The organism is Plantactinospora sp. DSM 117369, assembly GCF_053764795.1.
Genome location: NZ_CM132446.1, coordinates 5,425,379 through 5,447,950, shown reverse-complemented (window position 1 = coordinate 5,447,950; position 22,572 = coordinate 5,425,379). Strand labels below are relative to the sequence as shown.

Here is a 22,572-nt window from a genome sequence, read left to right as displayed (position 1 = left end):
TCATCGTGGGAGCGCGGCTCCCTGGATCGGATCGCCGGCCGCGAGGAGCATGGGGTCATGCAGCGTGACCAACTCGCCGACTTCCTGCGCCGCCGCCGCGAGGCGATCCGCCCGGCCGAGGTCGGCCTCGCCGACGGCCCCCGCCGCCGCACCGCCGGGCTGCGCCGGGAAGAGGTGGCGATGCTCGCCGGCATGTCGGTCGACTACGTCGTACGCCTGGAGCAGGGCCGCAGCAGCCAGCCCTCGACCCAACTGCTCGGCGCGCTGGCCCGGGCCCTGCGCTTCTCCGACGACGAGCGCGACCACCTGTTCCACCTGGCCGGTCACCGGCCCCCGCCCGCCGACGGGGTGGCCCGGCTGGCCCGCGCCGGCCTGCTGCGCATGCTCGACCTGCTCGGCGACACCCCGGCCCTGGTCCTCTCCGACCTGGGGGAGGTGCTGGCCCAGAACCGGGCCGCCGTGCTGCTGACCGGAGACCACACCGCCTTCTCCGGTGACCGTCGCTACGCCGTGTACCGCTGGTTCACCGACCCGGCCACCCGGGCCGTCCACCCGCCGGAGGAGCGCGAGTACCACGGCCGTCAGATCGTGGCCGACCTGCGTGCGGCGGCCGGCCGCCGCTCCGGCGACCCCACCGTCACCGGGCTGGTCGAGCGGCTCCAGGCCGCGAGCGCCGACTTCCGCCGGCTCTGGGCCGAGCACGAGGTGGCGGTCCGGCGCGTCGACCGCAAGACCATCGTGCATCCCCGGGTGGGTCGGCTGCTGATGGACTGCGAGACCCTGGTCACTCCCGACCAGGGCCAGCAGTTGCTGGTGCTCACCCCGGCCGACGCCGAGGCCCGCGAACGGCTGGAACTGCTACGGGTGGTCGGCATCGAGGAGTTTCCCACCGGGACCACCGGAGCGTCCGTACGGTGAAGCGGTCGACCGGACCAGGTGCCGGCGGCAGCCGGGCGGCTCAGCCCGAACCGCCGGCCGCGTCGGAGTGACCCGTCCGGCCGCTCAGGACGGTCCGGCGGCAGCCTCGTCGTGCCGGCGCCGCGCGGCGCGGATGTCGTCGCGGTGTGCGCTGGCCCACTCGTCGAGCGCGACCAGCGGCACCAGCAGGGTACGGCCGAGTTCGGTCAGCGCGTAGTCGACCCGGGGCGGGACGCTGGCGTGCACCGTACGGCTGACCAGGCCGTCCCGGACCAGCGCGCGCAGCGTCAGTGTCAGCATCCGCTGGCTGATGCCGTCGACGGCCCGGTGCAGCTCGGTGAAGCGGTGGGTACCCCGGCCGAGCAGCACCACGACCAGCACGCTCCACTTGTCGCCCACCCGGTCCAGCACCTCGCGGACCGGGCAGTCGCCGTCGGCGTCCGGGGTGAAGGGCACACGGGTGTGCGTAGCCGACATGGAAGTGCCTCCTTACCGCTGGCATGATACTGACGCACAATTAGGTTACTAACAAGGAGTAACTAGGGAGCCCTGATGAGTCTGACCAGGTCGGAGGCGGAATTGGCGGCAGCCGGGCCGGCTGCCCGGCCGGCCGTCGAACCGGACGTACCAGGTGACGAGCCGACAAAGCCGGCACCGCTTCCGGCGGTCCCGGGCCTGGTGATGCTCGCCGCTGGCGAGGACGCCCCGGTGTGCTCGGACGGAACCTGCCGGTAGAACGAGGAGAAGATCAGTGCAACTCGAAGTGTGGTCCGACATCGTCTGCCCGTGGTGCTACCTCGGGAAGCGGCGGCTGGATACGGCACTCGGGCAGTTCGCGCACGCCGACGAGGTCGAGGTCGTCTGGCGCAGCTTCCAGCTCGACCCGTCGTACCCGAAGGGGCAGCCCCGGCCGGTGCCGGAGGCCCTGCGGTCCAAGCTCGGCGCCTCGGCCGCCCAGGTCGCCGCGATGCAGGGGCACGTGACCTCGCTCGCCGCCGAGGAGGGGTTGGACTACCACCTCGACCAGTCGATCATGGCCAACACCTTCGACGCGCACCGGCTGACCCACCTGGCCCGGGAGTACGGGCTCGGCACCGAACTGCACGAGCGGCTGATGCGGGCCAACCTGATCGAGGCGGAGAACGTCGACGACGCCGAAACCCTGGTCCGGCTCGCCACCGAGGTCGGCGTACCGGCCGAGGCGGCCCGCCGGGTACTGGCCGGCGACGAGTACGCGGCGGACGTCGAGGCCGACATCGCACAGGCCCGGGCGTTCGGCGCGAACGGCGTGCCGTTCTTCGTGCTGGACCGGAAGTACGGCATCTCCGGCGCGCAGCCGACCGAGGCGTTCCTCTCCGCGCTGCGCACCGCCTACCAGGACTCGGCGACCGGCGCCCGCTGATCCGAGCGTCCACTGTGCATATCGGGTCCGGCCGGCGGTGTCGGCCGGACCCGGCGCGGGGAGTCGACTAGGGTCACCCGGCATGGGCGCTATCAAGCCGTGGCATCTCCTGACCCTCGTCTGCTGCCTCGTGCCGCTGGCCGTCGTGGTGGCCGGCGCGGCCTGGTACGCCATGCGACGCCGTTGAGCGCAGGCGACCCGGCGTCGTCGACCGCTTCCCGAGCCCGGCATGGCGGTTGGTGCCGGGGTCCCGGGTCACCGACGCGACCGTCAGGGCGCGGGCTCGGGAGCGTTGTCCTCCCACTCCAGGTGGACCACGAGGTTCGCTTCGGCGGTCGCCTTGGTGAGGACCGCGACCAACGGGCCGGTCTCGGCTGAGAGCTTGATGCCGAACTGGACGCCGTAGCGGCGTGGAGGCTCCGGCAGATTGTCCCGGACGGCGCTGGCCACGAACCGGCTGATGCGGGAGATCTCCGCTCCGATCTCGGTCAGCCTGCCAAAGCGTTCCGCCCCGACGTCGCCGTCGGAGTTGACTGCTACCTCGGCGAAGATCTGTCCTCCATCGAGCTGGCCGATGGGTACGATCGTCACGCGATCGATGTCCTTGGGCATGGTTCGCCTCCGGGGCCTGGCCGGCGACCATAGAGTTCCCGCACTGTCGCCAGCGGAGATTCCGAGGGAGCGCCATGGCTGCACTGGCCTCGTCACCGGCGGAACTGGCGCGCTGGGCGGTGGTCTCGATCTGGTCGGCGGACGACTTTCTGGGCAGTGGATTCTTCCTCGAAGACCGGATCGTTGTCACCTGTGCCCATGTGGTGTCGGGGGTTCAGGGACAGTTGACCGTGCGGTGGCGGGAGCATCACCTGTCGGCTGTCGTCGTGGTGCTCGATCCGCCGGAGCGGGGGAGGGGGCGGTTCTACGCCCATCCGGATCTCGCCTTCATCGTGCTTTCCCGGGCTCCGGACCACCCGGTGGTCCGACTGGGCGACTCGATCTCGACGCCAAACCACCTGACAGCGTACGGCTTCAGCCGGGCAACCCCGCACGAACAGGTCGCCGAGGACACTCTCAAACTGGAACTCGCCGGGCGATCCGGTCAGTTCCTCCGGGTGAAGAACGACGAGATCGTCGACGGGCTCAGCGGCGCTCCGGCGCTCGACGAGACCACCGGGCAGGTCTACGGGGTGGTGAAGGCGTCCCGCGACAAGCGGGACAGCCGAGGAGGCTGGATCGTCCAGGCCACCGATCTGGCGTTGGCTCGGCAGCGGCATGCCGCACTCCTGGGCCGGCCGGCCCGGCCAACCGTCCCGACGTTCCGACCCGCACCGGGAACCGGGCTGTACGCCCTGCTCACGGCCCAGGTGGCAGCCAGCGAGTCGCCGCCGTACCGGGTCGTCACCGGACCGGTGCCTCGGCTCTCTGACGTCTACGTCCGGCAATGGACGCAACCCCGGTTGCACCATGGTGGACTGACCCCGCAGGCCGAGTGGACCGAGCATGGGGCCGAGCGGATCGAAGACGTCGTGCGCCGGCACCGGCACCTGCTCCTCGTGGGCGGTCCTGGCACCGGGAAGTCGGCGCTGCTCCAGCACCTGGTGCACCAGACGAGCGCCTGGTGGTTGAATGCCGACCGTTCCACGGACGCGCCGTTCGGCGCCGTCCTGACCATCCGGCTACCGGCGGCGGCGTTGGGTACCGCCCGCCCCTGGCTGCATACCATCGCCGAGGCAGCGCGCCAGGACCTGGGGCCCTACCTCGACCGGGATCTTCCGGACGCCGTGTTCGATCCGGAATCCGTGCCCGGTGTGCAGTGGCTGCTGCTCGTCGATGGGTTGGACGAGGTCGTCGACGTCGAGAAGCGGCAGCGGCTGATCGCGTTACTGTCACGCCGGGTCGCCGAGTACGGCGACCGCTGGCGCTTCCTGATCACGACCCGTCCGCTGATGCGAAGCGACTTCGACGGGCTGCGCCACGACGTCGACCGGATCGGGGATCAGGCCCGGCTCGGTGAATATCAACTACGGCCGTTCGACGCGGACGACGTCCGGCTGTTCGCCCGACGCTGGTTCGGAATCCGTACGCCCGAGGCCGCCGCCGCCAACTCCGCCGCCTTCCTCGCGGAGGTGCACCGTCGCCGTCTGCGTGGACTGGTCCGGGTGCCGCTGTTGGCGACGATCGCGGCAGCGGTCTTCGAGCGTCAGCCGGATGTGGAACTCCCCGCCAGCCGCGCCGCGCTCTATGGACGCTTCGTACACAATCTGATGTTCGCCCGGGAACGCCGCGCGACGGTGCGGGACGCCTTGCTCGACGAGGCGACGCTGATCGGCGCGGCGGCACGTGAACCCATCGCCCGCTTCTTCGAGGAGACAGAACGCTGCCTGGAGGACGTTGCCGCCGCGGTGGTCGACGGCGACCACGACGAGGTGTTGGGCTACGCGCTGGCGTGGCTGGCGGTGCGTGCGGCGGCCGACGAGACGGACGGGGTGACCGAGGCCGTACGCACGGCGATGCTCAGCACCGGCCTGATCATGCCGGCCGGGACTCGACTGATGTTCACCCACCGGGGCTTCGCCGAATACCTGGCGGCCGGCCAGATCGTCCGTCGTGGCCTGCGTCGTCGTTGGTGGCTCCGTCGGGTCGGTCGAACCGGTGCAGACAACCGCACCAGCTTCTCGCTCGCCCGCTGGGCAGAGCAGGGACACGACGTGTCGGACCTGTTGACGCCACTTCTTGCGCTGCGTTGGCGGATTCACCCGATGGATCCACTACGACCTCGGCTGGTGAGCCCGCGACTGCTGGCCTTCTGCGCGTTGCTGAACGACGGGCTGCGCCTGACGCCAGACGGCACCAGGAAGGTGACCGCGCGGCTCCATCGGACGTTACGCACCATGCATGTCTGGCACGAGGGGGCCGGCGCGGCGTTGCGGTACGTCCTTTCCACGCTGTTGTTCGTATCTGGAGACCCCGAGCAGATCTCCGGACTGGCCCGGGATCGTCGAGCGAACCCGTTGGTGCGGATCGCGGCCGCCGAGGTTCTCGCAGGTATCGGGAGCGTCAGCGCTGTGCGGGAGGCGGTGAACCTTCTGGCGGACCTCGGCCTCGACCGGTCCACCAGCATCGAGCTTCGGCAGTGGGCCGGTTACATACTGGGCACGATCGACGACGAGGAGGCGCTTCCGGCGGGGATACGCACCCTCTCGCTGTCCATTCGCACCACTGTGATGGCGCACGAGATGTACCGGGCCGCTCATCTGCTCGACCTGCTCGCCGCCCCCGAAGAGCCCGACTTCGCGCTCCTGGAGCGGGCCCTCAGTCCGATCGGCCCGGTGGGGGTGCGTCGGTTGGCGCTCGACGTGCTGACCGAGCGAATCAACAGCACCGACGCCGAGCGGGCGTTGGTCGATCGGCACCCCAGCTACGTAGTCGAGCCCGAATTCGATCCTGCCTGGTCCGGTGACCAGGTTGTCCGGTCGATCCTCGGCGCTCCCGGAAACCCCGTTCCGGAGCGTCTTCTCGCCGGCGCGATACTGCTGTGGCGGCGGAACCCGGCACGAGCCGAGGAACTGCTCGATCCCGACCTCATCGACCCCGAGGCAGGTTGGGCCCGCCGGCTGTCCTTCGCCCGTCTTCTGGCGCGGTCGGGCGTCGACGCCTTGGCGGCGCACCTGCTGCGTAGCTTGGCCGATGATCCGACGGTGATACCGGTCAACCGCGTGGCCACCCTCAACCTCCTGCACCGGCAGGCCGTGCCCTGGGCCGCCGACATGGCTCGCAGGTGGGCGCGGACCGGCCCGCTTGAACTGCGGTTGGCCGCGCTCGCGCTACTGCCCCGGATCGGCAACGCCGATGCCGGCCTGGAGATCGCGCGGGCCTGGCTGCACGAGGAGGGGGTTGACGGCTCGACCCGCATCCGGATCGCCCGGACGCTGGCTCGCGAGTTCGGTCGCCGACGTGAGGCTCACGCAGTACTCCGTAGGGAGGCCCGCAACCGGGACCGTACTCTCCGGCACCGGATCATCGCGAGCGTCAGCGCGCTCGCGCTCGACCTCGATGGCCGCGGCATCCGGATTCCGCCGTCGCTGCCGCCGGTCGATCGACCAGTGTCCCGGCAAGGGCCCGATGCCACGTCCGCGAAGCCGACTGGCCAGTCGACGCCGGTTGATGCCCAGGATCTGGTCAGGCGCCACGCCCGACGGATCCGTCTCTTCCTTCCTCCGCCGGACAGCCAGGCTGGTGACCTCCACGACTCCACAGGGCTCGCCGGTCTGATCGGCGCTGACGCAGCGAGCCGCGTCCAGGCGGCACTGACCGGCACATCCGATCCTGATCGAGCCCTGCGGCGGCTGCTGCGGAAGCGGATTCCGGCTGCCTGCCGCTGGTGGCATCGGCTGGTGACCGAGGCACAGGAGGGTACGCCGCCGGAACGCCTCGCCGCAGTCGCGCTGGCCCAGGCGCTACTGCCCGAGGCGGCTGCCCAGAGCCGCCAGATCCGCCGGAGTCAGTGGTTGAGACGGCTACGCCGGGCCGCACAGCCGATGGTCCTGGCCGTGGGAAGCGCAACGGACGCGGGCTCGTTGCTGATCCGCGCGTACCTCGCCATCGCGATCGGCGGGCTCATCGGAGCGCGCTTCGCCGGACAGGACCCGTCGGACCAGGTGGCTCGGCTGGTCGACCTGCAAACTCAGCTCGCCGCGCCGGTCGTGGCCGTGGTCGCCTGGCTCGCGATCCTGCCCGGAGACCACGGTCGGAGTCTCCGCCGGGGCCGAACGCTCTCCTGGCACGCGGGCCTACTGATCGCAGGTGCCGTCTGGAGCGGATGGCACCTGGATCTTCCGGCTGTGATCGAAGACCTTCCGGTGGCGATCGACATGCCGACGTGGCTTCTGCGCGAAGGGAACCTGGCTCTCGCGGCGCTCGTCGAAGTCTCGTTCCCGCCGCGCACCGCCATGATCGGCTTGACCGTACTCGTCCTCGGTGTGTGGCTGGCCCGGCGCGGGCTGGGCGACAGTTGGCGATACCTGCCGGGGCGGCGTATGCGGCGGCTGCTCTTCGTCGGGAAGTTGGGGCTGCTGGTCGCCGCTGCGGTGTGGCTTTCCGGCGTGCCGCCGGCAACAGTCGTCGCGCGGGTGCTCGACGCGGCAGGCACGGCGGCCGAACTGATCCGGACCTTCGCCGTACTTCTTTGACCGGTGACAGCCAGGCACCCTAGTGCGGTGACCACAGACGATCACCGGGTTGGTCACGCAGCCCGGGACTGGGACGCCCCCACGTGTCGTTCACTCCGTACCCGGGCACGTTCCCGACGCTGCGCGACCAGCACATCCGGATGCCAGTTGTTCGCGTTGGGCCACCGCAGATACGCGTGCAACTCCCGCCGTCGCCCTCCCCACCGGCCTATGATTCGGCCCCGGGCCCCAAAATCCTTGGAGAAGACGCATGAGCGATGTGAGCATCGGCACCGGCAGAGTGGTCGTGAACAGGGCGATGTCGCTGGACGGGTTCATCGCCGGTCCTGGCCACGCGATGGACTGGATCTTCGAGTACCTGACTGCGGATACGGTCCCGGAGGTTATGGCGGCCACGGGTGCCATGCTCATCGGCCGGGGCACGTACGAGGTCGCCAAGCGTATGGCCGACCAGGACACCCCCTACGACGGGGGAGCACAGTTCGTCCTCACCCACGAGCCTCCCGCCGAGCCGGACCCTACCGTCACGTTCCTCACCTGTGACATCGAGGAAGCCGTTGCCACGGCACGCAGCGCCGCGGGCGGCAAGAACCTGGAGATCCTCGGTGCTGACGTGGCCGCCCAGTGCCTGCAGCGCGGGCTCGTCGACGAGATCCTGGTGTATGTCCTACCGGTGCTGCTCGGCGACGGTGTCCGCTTCTCGCCCCCAAGCCTCGACAGGATCGACCTGGAACCTTTCAGCAACACCCAGTCGGGCGCCGTCACAATGCTCCGCTTCCGCGTGCGAAAGTAGGCGCAGCCCTCCAGCAGTTGACATCAGCACGCAGCGGACACCTGACGTCTAGCGCTCTGACCAGGAACGTTGACGGTGTTGGTCAGGCCGCCGCCCGTGCCGGGGTCTGACCCCATCGGTGTTGGCGTTCGGAGCGGATCCGGGCGCGTTCGCGTCGTTGGGCGGCCAGGACGTCGGGGTGGCGGGCGTTGGCGTTGCGCCCCGGCACCCCGGTACGTCATCCACCTTCCCGCGACCAGCGCCGACCTGGCCGGGGCGGTCGACCTGGCGTACGCGCTCGCCCGGTCGCTCGGCTTCCTGCCGCAGATCGAGGCGGGGGAGGGGGAGGCCACGGTCCGTGCGGAGGACGCGCCGCACGTACGCCATCGGGTCTGCTGCGACCTGCCCGGTGGCCGGCGCTGCGCGCTGCGGGCCGGCCACGACGGACGCTGTGCCGAAGAGTCGCCGGACTGATGGCGAAAATTAACTTCGTAACCACTTGTGATCATAGACAGATATCTCCAAACATGGGCGTCGATACCCTCCACACCCCCATCGGGAGGATCGATGAGCACCTCCGGAAGCCGGGCCACCCGCCCGAGACACCTGCTCAGCTCCGTGCTCACCGTGGCCGCGCTGGTCGCCGCCACGCTCGCGGTCACCGCCACCCCCGCACAGGCGGCGACGACCCCCGGCATCGACGTGTCGCACTACCAGGGTGCGATCAACTGGACCAGCGTGCGCAACGCCGGCATCCAGTGGGCCTACATCAAGGCCACCGAGGGCACGACCTTCAAGGACTCGCGGTTCAACACCAACTATCCGGCCGCGCACGGTGCTGGAGTGATCCGGGGCGCCTACCACTTCGCTCGCCCGGCCGCGTCCAGCGGCGCTGCCCAGGCGAACTACTTCGCCAGCAACGGCGGCGCCTGGTCGCGGGACAACCTCACCCTGCCCGGGGCACTCGACCTGGAGGCGGGCTGCCACGGCCTGTCCCAGAGCGGCATGGTCGCCTGGATCCGGGACTTCCTGAACACCTACCGGGCGCGTACCGGCCGGCACGCCGTCATCTACACCACGACGAGCTGGTGGAGCAGTTGCACCGGCAACTACTCCGGCTTCGCCAGCACCAGTCCGTTGTGGATCGCCCGCTGGGCGAGCGCGCCGGGCGCCCTGCCCGCCGGCTGGGGTTTCTACACCATGTGGCAGTACACCTCGACCGGCAGCGTGCCGGGCATCTCCGGCGCGGTGGACCGGGACTGGTTCAACGGCGCCCGGGACCGGCTGCTGGCCCTGGCCAACAACACCTGAGAGACACCTGGCGCGGTGTCACCGGCGCGGCAAACCCCCGGCCGCTACGGTGACACCGGTCAGCTTGCCGGCAACGGTGGCAGCGGGCCGACGATCCGCTCGTAGGTCCGGGCCAGCCCGTCGATCAGCGCGTCCAGACCGAGCGCGAAGGCGCCCTCGTCCACGCTCTGCTGGTGCTCCGCGAGCCGGTGCGCCTGGCCGAGATGCGGATAGTGCGCGGCGTAGAGCTGCGGGTCCTCGACGAAGCCCCGGGCGAACGACCCGAGCGCCGAACCGGCGACGAAGTAGCGCATCAGCGCGCCGATGTGGGTGGCCCGGGCCGGCGGCCAGCCCGCCCTGACCAGCCCGCCGTAGACGGCGTCCGCCATGGCCAGCGCCGCCGGCCGCCGCCCCGGCCCCTGGGCCAGGTACGGGACGATGTTGCTGTGCGCGGCCAGCGCCTGCCGGTAGGAGTGCCCCCACAGCCGCAGTGCGTCCCGCCAGTCGTGAGTGGCGAAGTAGGAGACGTCCACCTTCGCCGTGATGGCGTCGGCCACCGCGTCGAGGATCTCGTCCTTGGTGGCGAAGTGGTTGTAGAGGGACGGGCCGCGTACGCCGAGTTCGGTGGCCAGGCGGCGGGTGGAGAGCGCCTCCAGCCCTTCGGCGTCGATGAGTGCGGCGGCGGCGTCGACGATCCGCTGCCGGCTCAACAGGGCCTGGCGGGGTCGCGGCATCCTCGGTTCGCCCTCCTTCTCGATGGCCCGGATCCGCTCGCGGGCCGGACGCGTCCGGTTGTCTCTGGTCTGCCGGCGGTCCGGACCCGTCCGGCGTCCGGGCCGGTTAGGGACTGGCGCGGACGGTCGGGGACTGGCGCGGACGGTCGGGGACTGGCGCGGAAAAACTTCCAGCGCTAGTTTAACGGGCAACGGCCGGGACACCGCCGGCCCGGGTGCCGGAAGGCGGCGCTTCGCGCGGAGACGCCCCTCCAGGTCACCCGAATCCACCAGCGAGGAGTGCAACGTGGGTAGATTCGCCGATCGGATCGCCGTCGTTACCGGTGCGGCCCAGGGGATCGGGGCGGCCACCGCGCGGCGGTTGGCCGCCGAGGGGGCCACCGTGGCCGTCGTCGACCTGGCCGCCGAGCGGGCGCGGCAGACCGCCGACGAGATCGTCCAGGCCGGCGGAAAGGCCACCGGGTACGGCTGCGACGTCACCGACGGCGCGGCGGTGTCGGCCACCTTCGACGAGATCGTCGCGGCGTACGGCCGGCTCGACGTGCTGGTGAACAACGCCGGGATCACCCGGGACAACCTGCTGTTCAAGATGCCGGCCGCCGAGTGGGATGCGGTGATCACCACCAACCTGACCAGCATGTTCCACTGCTGTCAGGCGGCGCAGCGGCACATGGTGCCGGCCAAGTACGGCAGGATCGTCAACCTGAGCAGCCGCTCCGCCCTCGGCAACCGGGGCCAGGTCAACTACGCGGCGGCCAAGGCCGGGGTGCAGGGGCTGACCGCCACCCTCGCGATCGAACTTGGTCCCTTCGACATCACCGTCAACGCCGTCGCGCCCGGCTACATCGCCACCGCGATGACCGCAGCCACCGCCGAGCGGGTCGGTGCCACCCCCGCCGAGCACCAGAAGTACGCGGCCGAGCAGACCCCGCTGCGCCGGGTCGGCCAGCCGGCGGAGGTCGCGGCGGTGATCGCGTTCCTGGCCAGCGACGACGCCTCCTACGTCAGCGGCCAGACGCTCTATGTCAACGGTGGTGCGCGCTAACCCGAGGGGAGGACGACACCATGGACTTCTCGCTCGGTGACGAGGAGCGGGCGATCCGGGACACCGCCCGGGCCTTCATCCGCAACGAGGTGATGCCGCTGGAGCCGGAGGTGCTGCGCCGGGAGCGGGCTCACCAGCCCGGACTGCGCCGCGACGAGCTGCGGGAACTCCAGCGCAAGGCGAAGGCGTTCGGTTTCTGGGGGCTGGACACCCCGGAGGACTACGGCGGGATGGCCCTGCCCGCCGTCACCCAGTCGCTGATCTGGACCGAGATAGGGCGCAGCTTCGTACCGTTCCGGTTCGGCGGCGAGGCGGACAACATCCTCTTCGAGGCCGACGCGGCGCAGCGCGAGGAGTTCCTGATCCCGACCATCGAGGGTGAGCGGATCTCCTGCTTCGCCATCACCGAACCGGGCGCCGGCTCGGACGTGGCCAACATCCGGCTACGGGCCCGGCGCGACGGCGACGACTGGGTGCTGAACGGGGAGAAGACCTTCATCACCAACGGCAACGACGCCGACTTCGCCATCGTCGTCGCGGTGACCGACCCGGACCGCAGGGTGCACGACGGCGGCGCGACCGCGTTCCTGGTGGACCGGGCGATGGGCTGGAAGTCCGAACCCATCCAGACGATGGGGGAGGGCGGGCCGGCGTCGCTGGTCTTCGACGACGTACGCGTGCCGCACCGCAACATCCTCGGCGAGCTGGGCCAGGGCTTCGCCCTCGGCATGCGCTGGATCGGCAAGGGGCGCTACATCATCCCGTCGCACGCGCTGGGCATCGCCGAACGCGCCCTGGGGATGGCGATCGAGTACGCCAACACCCGGCAGACCTTCGGCAAGCCGATCGGCGCCAACCAGGCGATCCAGTGGATGATCGCGGACTCGGAGACCGAGCTGGAGGCGGCCCGCTGGCTGGTGCTCCGGGCTGCCTGGACGGTCGACACCGGCCGCGATCCCCGGCACGCCAGCTCGATGGCGAAGCTCTACGGCGCGGGCATGGTCAACCGGGTGGTCGACCGGGTGATGCAGATCCACGGCGGCATGGGCTACACCCGGGAGCTGCCGATCGAGCGCTGGTATCGGCAGGTCCGGCTGCTGCGCATCTTCGAGGGCACGGACGAGATGCAACGACTGATCATCTCGCGGGACCTGCTCCGCGGTTACACCAAGCTCGGAGGGCACCTGGAATGAGGACTTTCGCCTCGCTGACGGAACTCGCCGGAGCGGTCGGCGAGCAGCTCGGCCCCGGCCCGTGGCACCGGATCGAGCAGGACCGGGTGAACGCGTTCGCCGACGCGACCGGCGACCACCAGTGGATCCACGTCGACCCGGAGCGCGCGGCCGCCGGCCCGTACGGGACGACGGTTGCGCACGGCTTCCTCACCCTCTCCCTGCTGCCGGTGCTGGTAGGCGACCTCTACCGGGTCGAGGGGATCCGGATGGGGATCAACTACGGGCTGAACCGGGTGCGGTTCCCCGCACCGCTGCGTACCGGTGAGGCGGTCCGGGTCAGCGCCGAGCTGCTCCAGGTCGATCCGGTGCCCGGCGGCGGGGTGCAGGTGGTCACCCGGGTCACCGTCGAGCCGGAGCGGGGCGGCAAGCCGTGCTGCGTCGCCGAGACTGTCACCCGGCTCTACGCCGAGGAGGAGCCGGGCTGATCTCGCATCGTCGGGACCGGTCTTGTACAGTCGTACTAGTACTTCTGTACAAGACCGGTCGGAGGGTGTCGTGGTGGCGTACCTGTTCCTGTTCGCGGCGATCGGTGCCGAGGTCTTCGCCACCAGTACCCTCAAGGCGACCCACGGGTTTACCCGGCTCTGGCCGACGGTGGCCTGCCTCGCCGGCTATCTGGTCTCCTTCGCGGCGCTCTCCCAGGCGGTCCGGCAGGTGCCGGTCGGCGTCGCCTACGCCATCTGGTCCGGCCTCGGTACGGCGGCGATCGTCGCGATCGGCGCCACCTTCCTCGGCGAGCCGGTCACCCTGACCAAGATCGCCGGGATCGGCCTCATCGTCGCCGGGGTCGTGGTGCTCAACGTGGGTGGGGGAGTGGCACATTGACCGGCCGGCGGTCGAGGTCGCCGGACCCGAAGGCCACTTCCGGGTCCGGCATGGGTGGGAGTGGCACATCGACCGGACGGCGCCCTCAGCGCGGCCGCGACCCGGAGGCGCGCCGGGCGGCGCTGGCCGCCGCCGCGATCGAGGTGATCGCCGAGCTGGGCATCGCCCGGACCACCCATCGGGCCGTCGCGGCCCGGGCGGGCCTGCCGCTGGGCGCCACCACCTACTATTTCCCGACCCTGGACGACCTGGTCGCGGCCGGTCTGGCCCTGGCCACCGAGGCGCTCCGCGCGGACCTGCGCTCCTGGGCCGGCCGGCTCGACGCCGCCGAGGACCTTCCGGACGCCCTGCTCGGGCTGGTCGAGGAGTACCTGACCGACCGGCAGCGGGTCCGGCTGGAGTACGACCTCTACCTTGCGGCGGCCCGTGATCCCGCGCTGCGCCCGCTCGCCGAGGCCTGGCTGCACGGCTTCCGCGACCTGTTGGAACCGAGGCTCGGCCGGGATGTGACCCGGGCCGTGGTCGCGCTGCTGGACGGAGCGATGCTCCAGGCTCTGGTCACCGACACCGACCTCGACAGTCCGGCACTGACCGCCGCGATCCGCTGCCTCGCCACCCCTCGATCCTGACCTGTTGTCCAGAGCCGGTCGGCCGGCCGTCGGCCGGACCGCCTTCGCCCGGCGGTCCTCGGCTGCCTCTCCGATCGGTTCACACCCGCCCGGCTGTGCGGACGCCGTCCCCCGCCCCGCCCCCGTGCCCCGGCGTGTCAAGATTCTCGGCGAACTGTGGTTCGCTGCGCACCTCAACTTGCCGAGGATCTTGGGTGGCCCGCGCACGCAGTCCGGGACGGGTCCGGCAGTCCGCTATTGGCCCGGGGTACTGGATCCGGGGGCGCGCAGGCCGTCGAGGGCGATCCCGAGTACCCGGTCCAACTGCCCCGGGTCGGCGTACTGGACCTTGGTGATGCCGCTGAGTAGCCGCACCGTGTCGTCGAAGCTCACGTCCGCCCGGGCGACCCCGGCGGCCTGGGCCCGGGCCAGCAGCGGCTCGCCGGCCGTGTAGATCTCGACCCGGCAGCTCTGGAAGAACTCCGAATCGTGGGACAGTTCCTCGGCGAGCGCCCGTTTTGTCACCGTGTATCCGACGAACCGGCGCAGCCAGCCGGCGAGCGCCTCCCAGGGCGGCTGGTCGGCCAGTTCGGCGGCGGTGCGGCCGAGTGCTTCGACCTCGTCCAGGTAGAGGCTCTCGAAGAGGTCGCGCCGGGTGGGGAAGTGCCGGTAGAGGGTGCCGATGCCGACTCCCGCCCGCCGGGCCACCTCCTCCAGCGAGCCGGCCGCGCCGTGCTCGGCGAACACCTCCTGGGCGGCCGAGACCAGAGCCTCGTAGTTCCGCCGCGCATCCGCCCGCTTGGGACGGCGGGCGAGGTTGGCGGACGCCGAACCGGAGCTGGTCATGGCAGGCGTCACCCCGTTCCGGTTGCAAGCGGAGGCATCCCTCCGCTACGTTTATGCGGAGGCACCCCTCCGGAACTCTGAATACCGGAGCCGTGCCTCCGCATACCGTACCTCGGCTGGGCCCGGCAGCGCGATCGACCGGAACGACGCGCGTAGCCGGGGCGAACCGGACCGTCCGCCCGACGCGGACGGCCGGGACCGGACCGCCCAGGCGACCGGAATCGTCGAGTACCGGCCGGAGTGCGCCCGATCGGCCAAGTCCGGCCAGCGAGGCCCGACCGGACCCCGCAGCACCAACACTTTGGAGATCCATCCGTGACCCGGTTCATCCGTCCCGCCTCCCGGCGGGCGACCTTCGCCGTCCTCGCCGCCGGTGCCGGCTTCTTCGCGATGTTGCAGTCGCTGATCAGTCCGGTACTGCCGACGATCCAGCACGACCTGCACACCTCGCCCAACACCGTCACCTGGGTGCTGACCGCGTACCTGCTGTCGGCGTCGATCTTCACGCCGATCCTGGGCCGGATCGGCGACATGGTCGGCAAGGAACGCATGCTGGTCGCCTCGCTGGTCGCCATCGCCGCCGGCTCGCTGGTGGCCGCGCTCGCCCCGAACATCGGCGTACTGCTGCTGGCCCGGGTGGTGCAGGGTGTCGGCGGCGCCGTCTTCCCGCTCTCGTTCGGGATCATCCGGGACGAGTTCCCGGCCAGCCGGATGTCCTCGGCGATCGGCGCGATGTCGGCGATCATCGCCGTCGGCGGCGGACTCGGCGTGGTGGCGGCCGGACCGATCGTCAGCGCGCTCGACTACCGCTGGCTGTTCTGGATTCCGCTGATCGTCGTCTCGGCGACCGCGCTGGCGGCGTACCTGTTCGTGCCCCGGTCGCCGGTCCGGACCGCCGGCCGGATCAACTGGCCCGGCACCGTACTCCTGGCGGGCTGGCTGGTCGCGCTCCTGCTCGGGGTCAGCAAGGCGCCCGCCTGGGGCTGGGGCTCCGGCCGGGTACTCGGCCTGCTGGCCCTGGGCGTCGCCGGCCTGGTCGGCTGGATCGTGGTGGAGAGCCGCTCGGCCAACCCGCTGATCGACATGCGGATGATGCGCCACCCCGGCGTCTGGACGACCAACCTGGTGGCGCTGCTCTACGGCGCGGCCATGTTCGCCATCTACGCCTTCCTGCCGCAGTTCGTGCAGGCGCCGACGAGCGCCGGCTACGGCTTCGGCGCCAGCATCACCACCGCCGGCCTGCTGATGCTGCCGATGCTGGTCACCATGTTCGTGGCCGGGCTGGTCAGCGGGCGGCTGGAGCCGAGGTTCAGCGCCAGGGCCCAGCTCGCCACCGGTACCGCGCTCAGTACGCTCTCCGGCGCCTGCCTGGTGTTCGCCCACGACGCGCGCTGGCAGATCGGGTTCGCCGCCGGGCTCTTCGGCCTCGGCATCGGCCTGGCCTTCTCCTCGATGACCAACCTGGTGGTCCGGAACGTCCCGGCCAGCCAGACCGGGGCCGCGACCGGGATGAACGCCAACATCCGCACCATCGGCGGCGCGATCGGTGCGGCGGTGATGAGCAGCGTCGTCACCGCCAACCCGCAGCCGAGCGGGCTGCCCCGGGAGGCCGGCTTCACGCACGGCTTCGCGATGCTGACCGTGCTCTCCCTGGCCGCGATGGTGGCGGCGCTGCTGGTGCCCTCCGGTCGCCGGGCCGTGCGCGAACTCCGCCGGTCCGAACCCGACCAGCCGGTCCGGGCCGACAGCCCGGTCCCCGCTGGGGTAGTCGGGCCGGCGCTGCCGGCGCCCGCGAACGGCTGACCCGGTGCCCGCCGGGCCGGCACTGCCCGCGCCAACCAACGGCTGACCCGGATCGGCCCGCCCGACGGCCTCCCGCTGCGGCGGTCGGGCCGTCGGGCGGTCGTCAGGTCGTGGGACGGTCGTCAGGTCGTGAGGTCGTCGGGCGGTCGTCAGGTCGTGAGGTCGTCGGGCGGTCGTCAGGTCGTGAGGTCGTCGGGCGGTCGTCAGGTCGTCGGGCGGTCGCGTTTCGGCAGCTTGGCGACGACCGCGGAATAGGAGGCGTCGACCGCCTCCCGCAACTCGTCGTCGGGGATTCCGGCGCCGAGCCGCAGGGTGTTCCAGCCGGACCGGCCGATGTAGGCCATCACCGAGGCGTCCTCCGGAAACCGGTGCAGCCACTCGTCGGCCACGTCCCGGTTCGGTCCGCACTTCACGCCGACGCTGGACCGCGACTCCTGGCCGAGGAAGGCGAAGATCTTCGGCCCCACCTTGATCACCACGTCGCCCTCCCACGGTTCGTCCTGCCAGGCGCCCGGCTTGGCCAGGCAGTAGGCGAGCATCTCGGCCCAGGTCACCAGCGTCCTCCCTGCGGATCGGTCGTCCTATCTTGACAGACGACCTAGCCTCGGCGGGGTGTTCGGAAGATCGACGACGGCGCGCCGGGTGCTGCGCTGGTCGTACCTGTTGCTCGCCGTCGTGGTCACGGCCGGCGCGGTGAGCGGGGCGGTCCGGCTGGTCGTGCCGGCCACCGCCGGTCCCGCCGCCGACCCGCCCGGAGTACGCCGCCAGCTCGCCTTCCTCCGCGCCGAGCTGACCGGCGGCGCGGGGGAGGCGGCACAGCAGCTCTTCCCCGAGGGCTACTTCTTCCTGCACACCCTCTACGGGCTGAGCTGGGTCGAACTCGGCCTGCGCCAGCCCGAGGCGGAGCGGGGCACCGCCCTGCGGGAGGCCCGCTGGGCACTGGACCGCCTCGACTCACCGGCCGGCCGCGCGCCGTTCAGCCCCGACCTCACCCCGTCGTACGGCGTCTTCTACCGGGGCTGGACCAACTGGCTGCGCGGCGGCGTGCTGAGCCTGCAACCGGGGGCGGCACGGGATCCGGCCGAGCTGGCCAGGTTCACCGACGACTCCGTCGCGCTCGGGGCGGCCTTCGACGCGTCGGCGTCGCCCTACCTGCCGGCGTACCCGGACCAGGCCTGGCCGGTCGACTCCACCGTGGCGGTCGCCTCGCTGCGGCTGCACGACACCCTGCTGCCCGCCCGGTTCGGCGGCACCGTCGACCGGTGGCTGGCCGGGGTACGCCAACGGCTCGACCCGGCCACCGGGCTGCTGCCGCACCGGGTCGACCCGGCGACCGGGGCACCCGCCGAGGGTGCCCGGGCCACCTCGCAGAGCATGATCCTGCGGTTCCTGGTCGACGTGGACCCGGGCTTCGCCCGCGAGCAGTACCTCGGCTTCCGGGACCGGTTCGTGGCCACGCCGCTCGGGCTCGGCCCGGCCGTCCGGGAGTATCCGGCCGGCACCTCCGGCCCGGGTGACGTCGACTCCGGCCCGCTGCTGCTCGGGGTCAGCCTCTCGGCGACCGTGGTGACGCTGGGCGCGGCACAGGTCCAGGGCGACGCCGCGCTGGCCGGCGCGCTGGCGAACTACGGCGAGCTGGCCGGGGTACCCCTGGAGACCCCGTGGTCCAAGCGGTACGCCTTCGGCGCGGTGCCGATCGGCGACGCCTTTCTGGCCTGGTCGAAGACGGCCCGGCCGTGGGTGGCGGAGTCGCCCGCCGGGCTGCCGGCGCAGACCTCCGGTTGGTGGCGGCTGCCGCTGCTCACCCTGCTGGTGCTGCTCGGCACCGCCCCCTGGCTGCCGGTGCTGCTCGTCCGGCGGCGCCGACCGGCACCGTCCCCGGTCGGCGGGCACGCGCGGCCGCCCTCGGTCGAGGCGCCGTCCTCAGTCGAGCAGCTTGTCCAGGGTGATCGGTAGCTCGCGGATCCGCCGCCCGGTGGCGTTGTGGACGGCGTTGCCGATCGCGGCGGCGACCCCGACCGTGCCGAGTTCGCCGATGCCGCGCGCGCCCAGCGGGTTGAACAGCAGATCCGGGTGGTCGAGAAAGTGCACGTCGATCGGGGGGATGTCGGCGTTCACCGGCAGCAGGTAGTCGGCGAAGTTGCCGTTGGCGATCCGGCCGGTCTCCGGCTCGACGGCGGCGCCCTCCAGCAGCGCCTGGCCGATGCCGAAGATGACGCCACCGATGATCTGGCTGCGGGCGGTCTTGGCGTTGATGATCGCCCCGCCGTCGATCACCGTGGTCATCCGGCTCAGCCGGGGCTCGCCGGTCCACCGGTTGACCCGGACCTCACAGAAGTGCGCGCCGAACGAGGTGAAGGCGTGCTGCCGGTGCTCCGGGCCGGGTGCCGCGGTGCCGGTCGCCTCGACGCCGGCCGAGGAGACCGCGCGCAGCAGCTCCGGAAAGCCGATCCGCCGGTCCGGGGTCACGAGTTCGCCCCGGTCGTACCGGACGTCGGCGGCCGGCACCCCGGCAAGCGGCGACCGCTCGTCGGTCACCGCGAGTGTGATCAGCGCGGTCTTCGCGGCCTCGGCGGCGGCGGCCACCGCCGGGCCGGTACTCGCGGTGGCGCCCGAGCCGAACGCGCCGATGTTGGCGGCCAGCGTGGAGTCGCCGAGGTCGCTGCGGATCCGGGCGACCGGCAGGCCGAGCGCCTCCGCGCCGAGCACGGCGAGCACGGTCCACATCCCGGTGCCGAGGTCGGCGGTGGCGCTGGAGACCGAGACGTCGCCGTCGGGCAGGAACCGTACCTTCACCGAGGCCGGAAACCGCTCGCCGGGATAGTTGGCGGTGGCCATCCCCATCCCGACCAGCCACTCGCCCTGCACGACGGCACCGGGGGTCGGGTTGCGGCGGGCCCAGCCGAACCGCTGGGCGCCGACCCGGTAGCACTCGTCCAGGTGCTTGCTGGACCACGGCACGTTCCGCCCCGGATAGACCGTGGCGTAGTTGCGCAGCCGCAGCTCGACCGGGTCCAACCGCAGTTCGGCGGCGAGTTCGTCGAGCGCGCTCTCCAGGGCGAACGAGCCGGACTCCTGGCCGGGCGCCCGCATCCAGGTCGGCGGCGGCACGTCCAGCGTGACGATCTTCTGCTCCAGGTGCAGGTTCTCGGTCTGGTAGAGATAGCGCGAGGTGGTGTGCGCCGAACTCTCGAAGATGCCGCCCGAGGCGGACTGGCTGGCCCAGACCTGGTGCTTGACCGCGACCAGGGTGCCGTCCCGGCGGGCGCCCAGGCGCACCGTCTGGCGTACGGCGGAACGGTTTCCGCTGATCGTGAAGGTCTGCTCCCGGGTCAGCACCACCTTGACCGGCCGGCCCAGCGTACGCGCGGCAGCGGCGGCGAGTAGCGGATGCGCCCAGGTGGCGATCTTGTTGCCGAAGCCGCCCCCGACGTGCGGGCTGACCACCCGCACCTTCGCCGCCTCGACGCCGAGCGCCGCCGCCATCGCGCCGACGGTCAGCGACGCGCTCTGCGTGCCGGTGTAGAGGGTGAGCGTCCCGTCCTGCCAGGCGGCGACGCAGGCGTGCGGTTCCATCGCGCTGTGGTGCTTGCCCGGCTGCTGGTAGGTGCCGGAGACGGTCACCTCGCTGGCCGCCAGCGCGTCGTCGATCGAGCCGACCCCGTCGGCCAGGAACTCCAACCGGGCGGGCTCGCCCATCATCGGGCCGGGATCGGTGGCCCCCGGGATGCCGTCGGTGAAGGAGACCGCCGCCGGCCGGAGCTCGTAGTCGGCCCGGACCAGCGCGGCGGCGTCCCGGGCCTGCTCGAACGTCTCCGCCACCACCAGCCCGATCGCCTGGCCGTGATAGCGCACCTCGGTGTCCTGCAACGGCAGCCAACTGTGTCCGACGCTGAACGGCGTGCCGCTGCCGAGCAGCGCCAGCGAGCGGAACGGCGTGTAGACCGCCAGTACGCCGGGGGAGGCTTCGGCGGCAGCGACGTCCATCGCCCGGATGGTGCCCCGGGCGACCGTACTGAGCAGCAGGTAGCCGTGCGCGACCCGCTCGACGGGCTGGTCGGCGGCGTACCGGGCCGCACCGGTGACCTTGAGTCGGCCGTCGACCCGGTTGACCGAGACCGTCCGTGCAGCGCCGCTCATCGTCATCCCACCAGATTCGTCAGGGCGCGCACGATGGTGCGCCGGACCAGCGTCGTCTTGAACCGGTTGTGCGCCAGTGGGCGGGCCGCCTCGACCGCCAGCGCGGCGGCCGCGTCGAACACCTCCGGCCGGGGAGCCTTGCCACGCAGCGCGTCCTCCACCGCCGGCAGCCGCCAGGGCCGGGTGCCGACCCCGCCGACCGCCACCCGTACGTCCCGGACCAGGCCACCGCGCAGCTCCAGCGCCACCGCCGCCGAGGCGAGGGCGAACTCGTACGACTGCCGGTCCCGGATCTTCAGGTACGCCGACCGGGTGGCCCAGGGCAGCGGCGGCACGGTGACCCGGGTGACCAGTTCGCCCGGGCGCAGGTCGTGCTCCCGGTCCGGGGTGTCCCCGGGCAGCAGGTAGAAGTCGGCGAGCCGGACGTCCCGGGTACCGCCTTGGCCGACCAGCCGGACCCGCGCGTCCAGCGCGACCAGGGCGACGGCCAGGTCGCTGGGGTGGGTGGCGACGCAGGAGTCGCTGGTGCCGAGGATGGCGTGGCCGCGGTTCTCGCCGTCGACCGCCGGGCAGCCGGAGCCGGGCCGGCGCTTGTTGCAGCCGGTGCTGGTGTCCCGGAAGTAGCCGCAGCGGACCCGTTGCAGCAGGTTGCCGCCGATGCTCGCCATGTTGCGCAACTGCGGCGAGGCGCTGCGCAGCAGGGCCTGGGCGATCACCGGATATCCGCCGGCCACCAGCGGGTGCCCGGCGACGTCGCTCATCCGTTCCAGCGCACCGACGTGCAGCCCGTCCCGGTCGGCCGAGACGCCGCGCAGCGGCAGCCGGTTGATGTCCACCACCTGGCGCGGGGTCATCACCTCCAGCTTCATCAGGTCCACCAGCGTGGTCCCGCCGGCCAGGTAGGCCGTGCCGGCCCCGCCGCCCGCGACGGCCTGCGACACGCTCTGCGCGGTGCGGTAGTCGAAGGGCCTCATCGGTCCGCCCCGCTCCGCCGGGCCGTCCGGACGGCGGCCACGATGTTCTCGTACGCCCCGCAGCGGCAGATGTTGCCGGACATGTGCTCGCGGATCTCGTCGTCCGAGCCGGTGTGCCCCTCGTCGAGCAGGGCCACCGCCGACATGATCTGCCCGGAGGTGCAGAACCCGCACTGGAAGGCGTCGCAGTCGATGAACGCCTGCTGCACCGGGTGCAGCCGGTCGCCGTCGGCCAGTCCTTCCACGGTGGTGATCCGGTGCCCGGCGGTGGCCGCCGCCAGGGTCAGGCAGGAGAGCACCCGCCGGCCGTCGACGTGCACCGTGCAGGCGCCGCACTGGCCCCGGTCGCAGCCCTTCTTCGAACCGGTCAGCCCGAGCCGCTCGCGCAGCGCGTCCAGCAGGGTGACCCGGGAGTCGATCCGCAGCCGCTCGGTACGGCCGTTGACCGCCAGCGTGACCTCGACGGTCGCCGCGCCGGCCGCCTCCGGTGCCGGTGCCGCCCCGGCCGGCTCCGCCAGCCCGCTGTCGACCGCCGGCCCGGCCGCCGCGCCGACGGCCAGCCCGGCCGACGTGACCGCCGTCCGGTGCAGCACATCGCGCCGGGACACCCCTGAGGGTAGGACGTCGACGGGGGGCGAGTCCGATCCGGACCCACTGTTCATCACACACCTCCGGACGTGCCACCGGCCGGTGCGGGGGCGCGTACGCGTACGCGGGGTGCGGTGGGGCACCGGACCACGGCCGGGGCCCTCCAGTAAACCAAAGATGATCGTCAATGTCGATGGACCCGGTGG

General features: G+C 71.8%; 21 protein-coding genes and 2 pseudogenes. 13 read left to right on the top strand and 10 right to left on the bottom strand.

Annotated features, from left to right (window positions below):
* Window positions 1–57: 57 nt before the first annotated feature.
* The gene (locus ACSMXO_RS23675) at window positions 58–918 is read left to right on the top strand and encodes a helix-turn-helix transcriptional regulator (protein WP_455413807.1); all 861 of its coding nucleotides are present in this window, start codon (window positions 58–60) and stop codon (window positions 916–918) included.
* 84 nt (window positions 919–1,002) lie between these two features.
* Here ACSMXO_RS23675 and ACSMXO_RS23670 read toward each other — a convergent pair whose 3' ends face one another.
* Window positions 1,003–1,395: a winged helix-turn-helix transcriptional regulator gene (locus tag ACSMXO_RS23670; protein WP_346256428.1), complete on the bottom strand. Its 393-nt coding sequence runs from the start codon at window positions 1,393–1,395 to the stop codon at window positions 1,003–1,005.
* Window positions 1,396–1,470: 75 nt separating this feature from the next.
* On the opposite strand from ACSMXO_RS23670, the gene ACSMXO_RS23665 reads away from it, so the two are divergent.
* Window positions 1,471–1,653 carry a hypothetical protein gene (locus tag ACSMXO_RS23665; protein ID WP_346256429.1) on the top strand — a complete coding sequence of 61 codons (183 nt, stop codon included), beginning with the start codon at window positions 1,471–1,473 and terminating at the stop codon, window positions 1,651–1,653.
* Between the two features lie 16 nt (window positions 1,654–1,669).
* The gene (locus ACSMXO_RS23660) at window positions 1,670–2,320 is read left to right on the top strand and encodes a DsbA family oxidoreductase (protein WP_455413806.1); all 651 of its coding nucleotides are present in this window, start codon (window positions 1,670–1,672) and stop codon (window positions 2,318–2,320) included.
* A 270-nt stretch (window positions 2,321–2,590) separates the two neighbouring features.
* Here ACSMXO_RS23660 and ACSMXO_RS23655 read toward each other — a convergent pair whose 3' ends face one another.
* Window positions 2,591–2,932 carry a CU044_2847 family protein gene (locus ACSMXO_RS23655; protein WP_455413805.1) on the bottom strand — a complete coding sequence of 114 codons (342 nt, stop codon included), beginning with the start codon at window positions 2,930–2,932 and terminating at the stop codon, window positions 2,591–2,593.
* 74 nt (window positions 2,933–3,006) lie between these two features.
* On the opposite strand from ACSMXO_RS23655, the gene ACSMXO_RS23650 reads away from it, so the two are divergent.
* Window positions 3,007–7,506: a trypsin-like peptidase domain-containing protein gene (locus ACSMXO_RS23650; RefSeq protein ID WP_455413804.1), complete on the top strand. Its 4,500-nt coding sequence runs from the start codon at window positions 3,007–3,009 to the stop codon at window positions 7,504–7,506.
* Window positions 7,507–7,559: 53 nt separating this feature from the next.
* On the opposite strand, the pseudogene ACSMXO_RS23645 reads toward ACSMXO_RS23650, so the two are convergent.
* Window positions 7,560–7,694: pseudogene (locus ACSMXO_RS23645) on the bottom strand (IS630 family transposase); the annotation flags it as partial.
* Between the two features lie 62 nt (window positions 7,695–7,756).
* Here ACSMXO_RS23645 and ACSMXO_RS23640 point away from each other — a divergent pair.
* Window positions 7,757–8,299: a dihydrofolate reductase family protein gene (locus tag ACSMXO_RS23640; RefSeq protein ID WP_346256433.1), complete on the top strand. Its 543-nt coding sequence runs from the start codon at window positions 7,757–7,759 to the stop codon at window positions 8,297–8,299.
* Window positions 8,300–8,381: 82 nt separating this feature from the next.
* Here the strand turns inward: ACSMXO_RS23640 and ACSMXO_RS23635 are convergent.
* Window positions 8,382–8,498, bottom strand: a pseudogene (locus ACSMXO_RS23635) (integrase); the annotation flags it as partial.
* A gap of 347 nt (window positions 8,499–8,845) precedes the next feature.
* Between ACSMXO_RS23635 and ACSMXO_RS23630 the strand changes: the two are divergent.
* Complete coding sequence (locus ACSMXO_RS23630) at window positions 8,846–9,589, top strand: GH25 family lysozyme (protein ID WP_346256434.1); 744 nt, start codon at window positions 8,846–8,848, stop codon at window positions 9,587–9,589.
* A 59-nt stretch (window positions 9,590–9,648) separates the two neighbouring features.
* On the opposite strand, the gene ACSMXO_RS23625 is transcribed toward ACSMXO_RS23630, so the two are convergent.
* Complete coding sequence (locus ACSMXO_RS23625) at window positions 9,649–10,302, bottom strand: TetR/AcrR family transcriptional regulator C-terminal domain-containing protein (protein ID WP_346256435.1); 654 nt, start codon at window positions 10,300–10,302, stop codon at window positions 9,649–9,651.
* Window positions 10,303–10,588: 286 nt separating this feature from the next.
* Here ACSMXO_RS23625 and fabG point away from each other — a divergent pair, with 286 nt between their 5' ends.
* The 5 genes from fabG (at window position 10,589) to ACSMXO_RS23600 (ending at window position 14,036) form a co-directional block, all read left to right on the top strand.
* Window positions 10,589–11,347 carry a 3-oxoacyl-ACP reductase FabG gene (fabG, locus tag ACSMXO_RS23620; RefSeq protein ID WP_455413803.1) on the top strand — a complete coding sequence of 253 codons (759 nt, stop codon included), beginning with the start codon at window positions 10,589–10,591 and terminating at the stop codon, window positions 11,345–11,347.
* Window positions 11,348–11,367: 20 nt separating this feature from the next.
* Entirely contained in the window at window positions 11,368–12,540 is a 1,173-nt protein-coding gene (locus ACSMXO_RS23615; RefSeq protein WP_455413802.1) for an acyl-CoA dehydrogenase family protein, read from the top strand.
* A complete protein-coding gene (locus ACSMXO_RS23610) occupies window positions 12,537–13,007 on the top strand; it encodes a MaoC family dehydratase (RefSeq protein ID WP_455413801.1) in 471 nt (156 codons plus the stop codon). The genes ACSMXO_RS23615 and ACSMXO_RS23610 overlap by 4 nt, the downstream gene beginning before the upstream one ends.
* A gap of 73 nt (window positions 13,008–13,080) precedes the next feature.
* Entirely contained in the window at window positions 13,081–13,407 is a 327-nt protein-coding gene (locus ACSMXO_RS23605) for a DMT family transporter (protein ID WP_455413800.1), read from the top strand.
* Window positions 13,408–13,457: 50 nt separating this feature from the next.
* Window positions 13,458–14,036 (top strand): TetR/AcrR family transcriptional regulator, encoded by a 579-nt coding sequence (locus ACSMXO_RS23600; protein ID WP_455413799.1) that lies wholly within the window; start codon window positions 13,458–13,460, stop codon window positions 14,034–14,036.
* A gap of 234 nt (window positions 14,037–14,270) precedes the next feature.
* On the opposite strand, the gene ACSMXO_RS23595 is transcribed toward ACSMXO_RS23600, so the two are convergent.
* Entirely contained in the window at window positions 14,271–14,861 is a 591-nt protein-coding gene (locus ACSMXO_RS23595; RefSeq protein WP_455413798.1) for a TetR/AcrR family transcriptional regulator, read from the bottom strand.
* A gap of 315 nt (window positions 14,862–15,176) precedes the next feature.
* Between ACSMXO_RS23595 and ACSMXO_RS23590 the strand changes: the two genes are divergently transcribed.
* Complete coding sequence (locus ACSMXO_RS23590) at window positions 15,177–16,664, top strand: MFS transporter (RefSeq protein ID WP_455413797.1); 1,488 nt, start codon at window positions 15,177–15,179, stop codon at window positions 16,662–16,664.
* A 203-nt stretch (window positions 16,665–16,867) separates the two neighbouring features.
* Here ACSMXO_RS23590 and ACSMXO_RS23585 read toward each other — a convergent pair whose 3' ends face one another.
* Window positions 16,868–17,218: an MmcQ/YjbR family DNA-binding protein gene (locus ACSMXO_RS23585; protein ID WP_455413796.1), complete on the bottom strand. Its 351-nt coding sequence runs from the start codon at window positions 17,216–17,218 to the stop codon at window positions 16,868–16,870.
* 58 nt (window positions 17,219–17,276) lie between these two features.
* On the opposite strand from ACSMXO_RS23585, the gene ACSMXO_RS23580 reads away from it, so the two are divergent.
* Window positions 17,277–18,620, top strand: a complete 1,344-nt coding sequence (locus tag ACSMXO_RS23580; protein ID WP_455413795.1) for a hypothetical protein — start codon at window positions 17,277–17,279, stop codon at window positions 18,618–18,620.
* On the opposite strand, the gene ACSMXO_RS23575 is transcribed toward ACSMXO_RS23580, so the two are convergent.
* The 3 genes from ACSMXO_RS23575 to ACSMXO_RS23565 are packed head-to-tail and all read right to left on the bottom strand — an operon-like array spanning window position 18,588 to window position 22,230.
* A complete protein-coding gene (locus ACSMXO_RS23575; RefSeq protein ID WP_455413794.1) occupies window positions 18,588–20,804 on the bottom strand; it encodes a xanthine dehydrogenase family protein molybdopterin-binding subunit in 2,217 nt (738 codons plus the stop codon). The two genes, ACSMXO_RS23580 and ACSMXO_RS23575, sit on opposite strands and share 33 nt — an antisense overlap.
* A 2-nt stretch (window positions 20,805–20,806) precedes the next feature.
* A complete protein-coding gene (locus ACSMXO_RS23570) occupies window positions 20,807–21,778 on the bottom strand; it encodes an FAD binding domain-containing protein (RefSeq protein WP_455413793.1) in 972 nt (323 codons plus the stop codon).
* A complete protein-coding gene (locus ACSMXO_RS23565) occupies window positions 21,775–22,230 on the bottom strand; it encodes a (2Fe-2S)-binding protein (protein WP_455419294.1) in 456 nt (151 codons plus the stop codon). Before ACSMXO_RS23565 ends, ACSMXO_RS23570 begins: the two co-directional genes overlap by 4 nt.
* Window positions 22,231–22,572 lie beyond the last annotated feature (342 nt).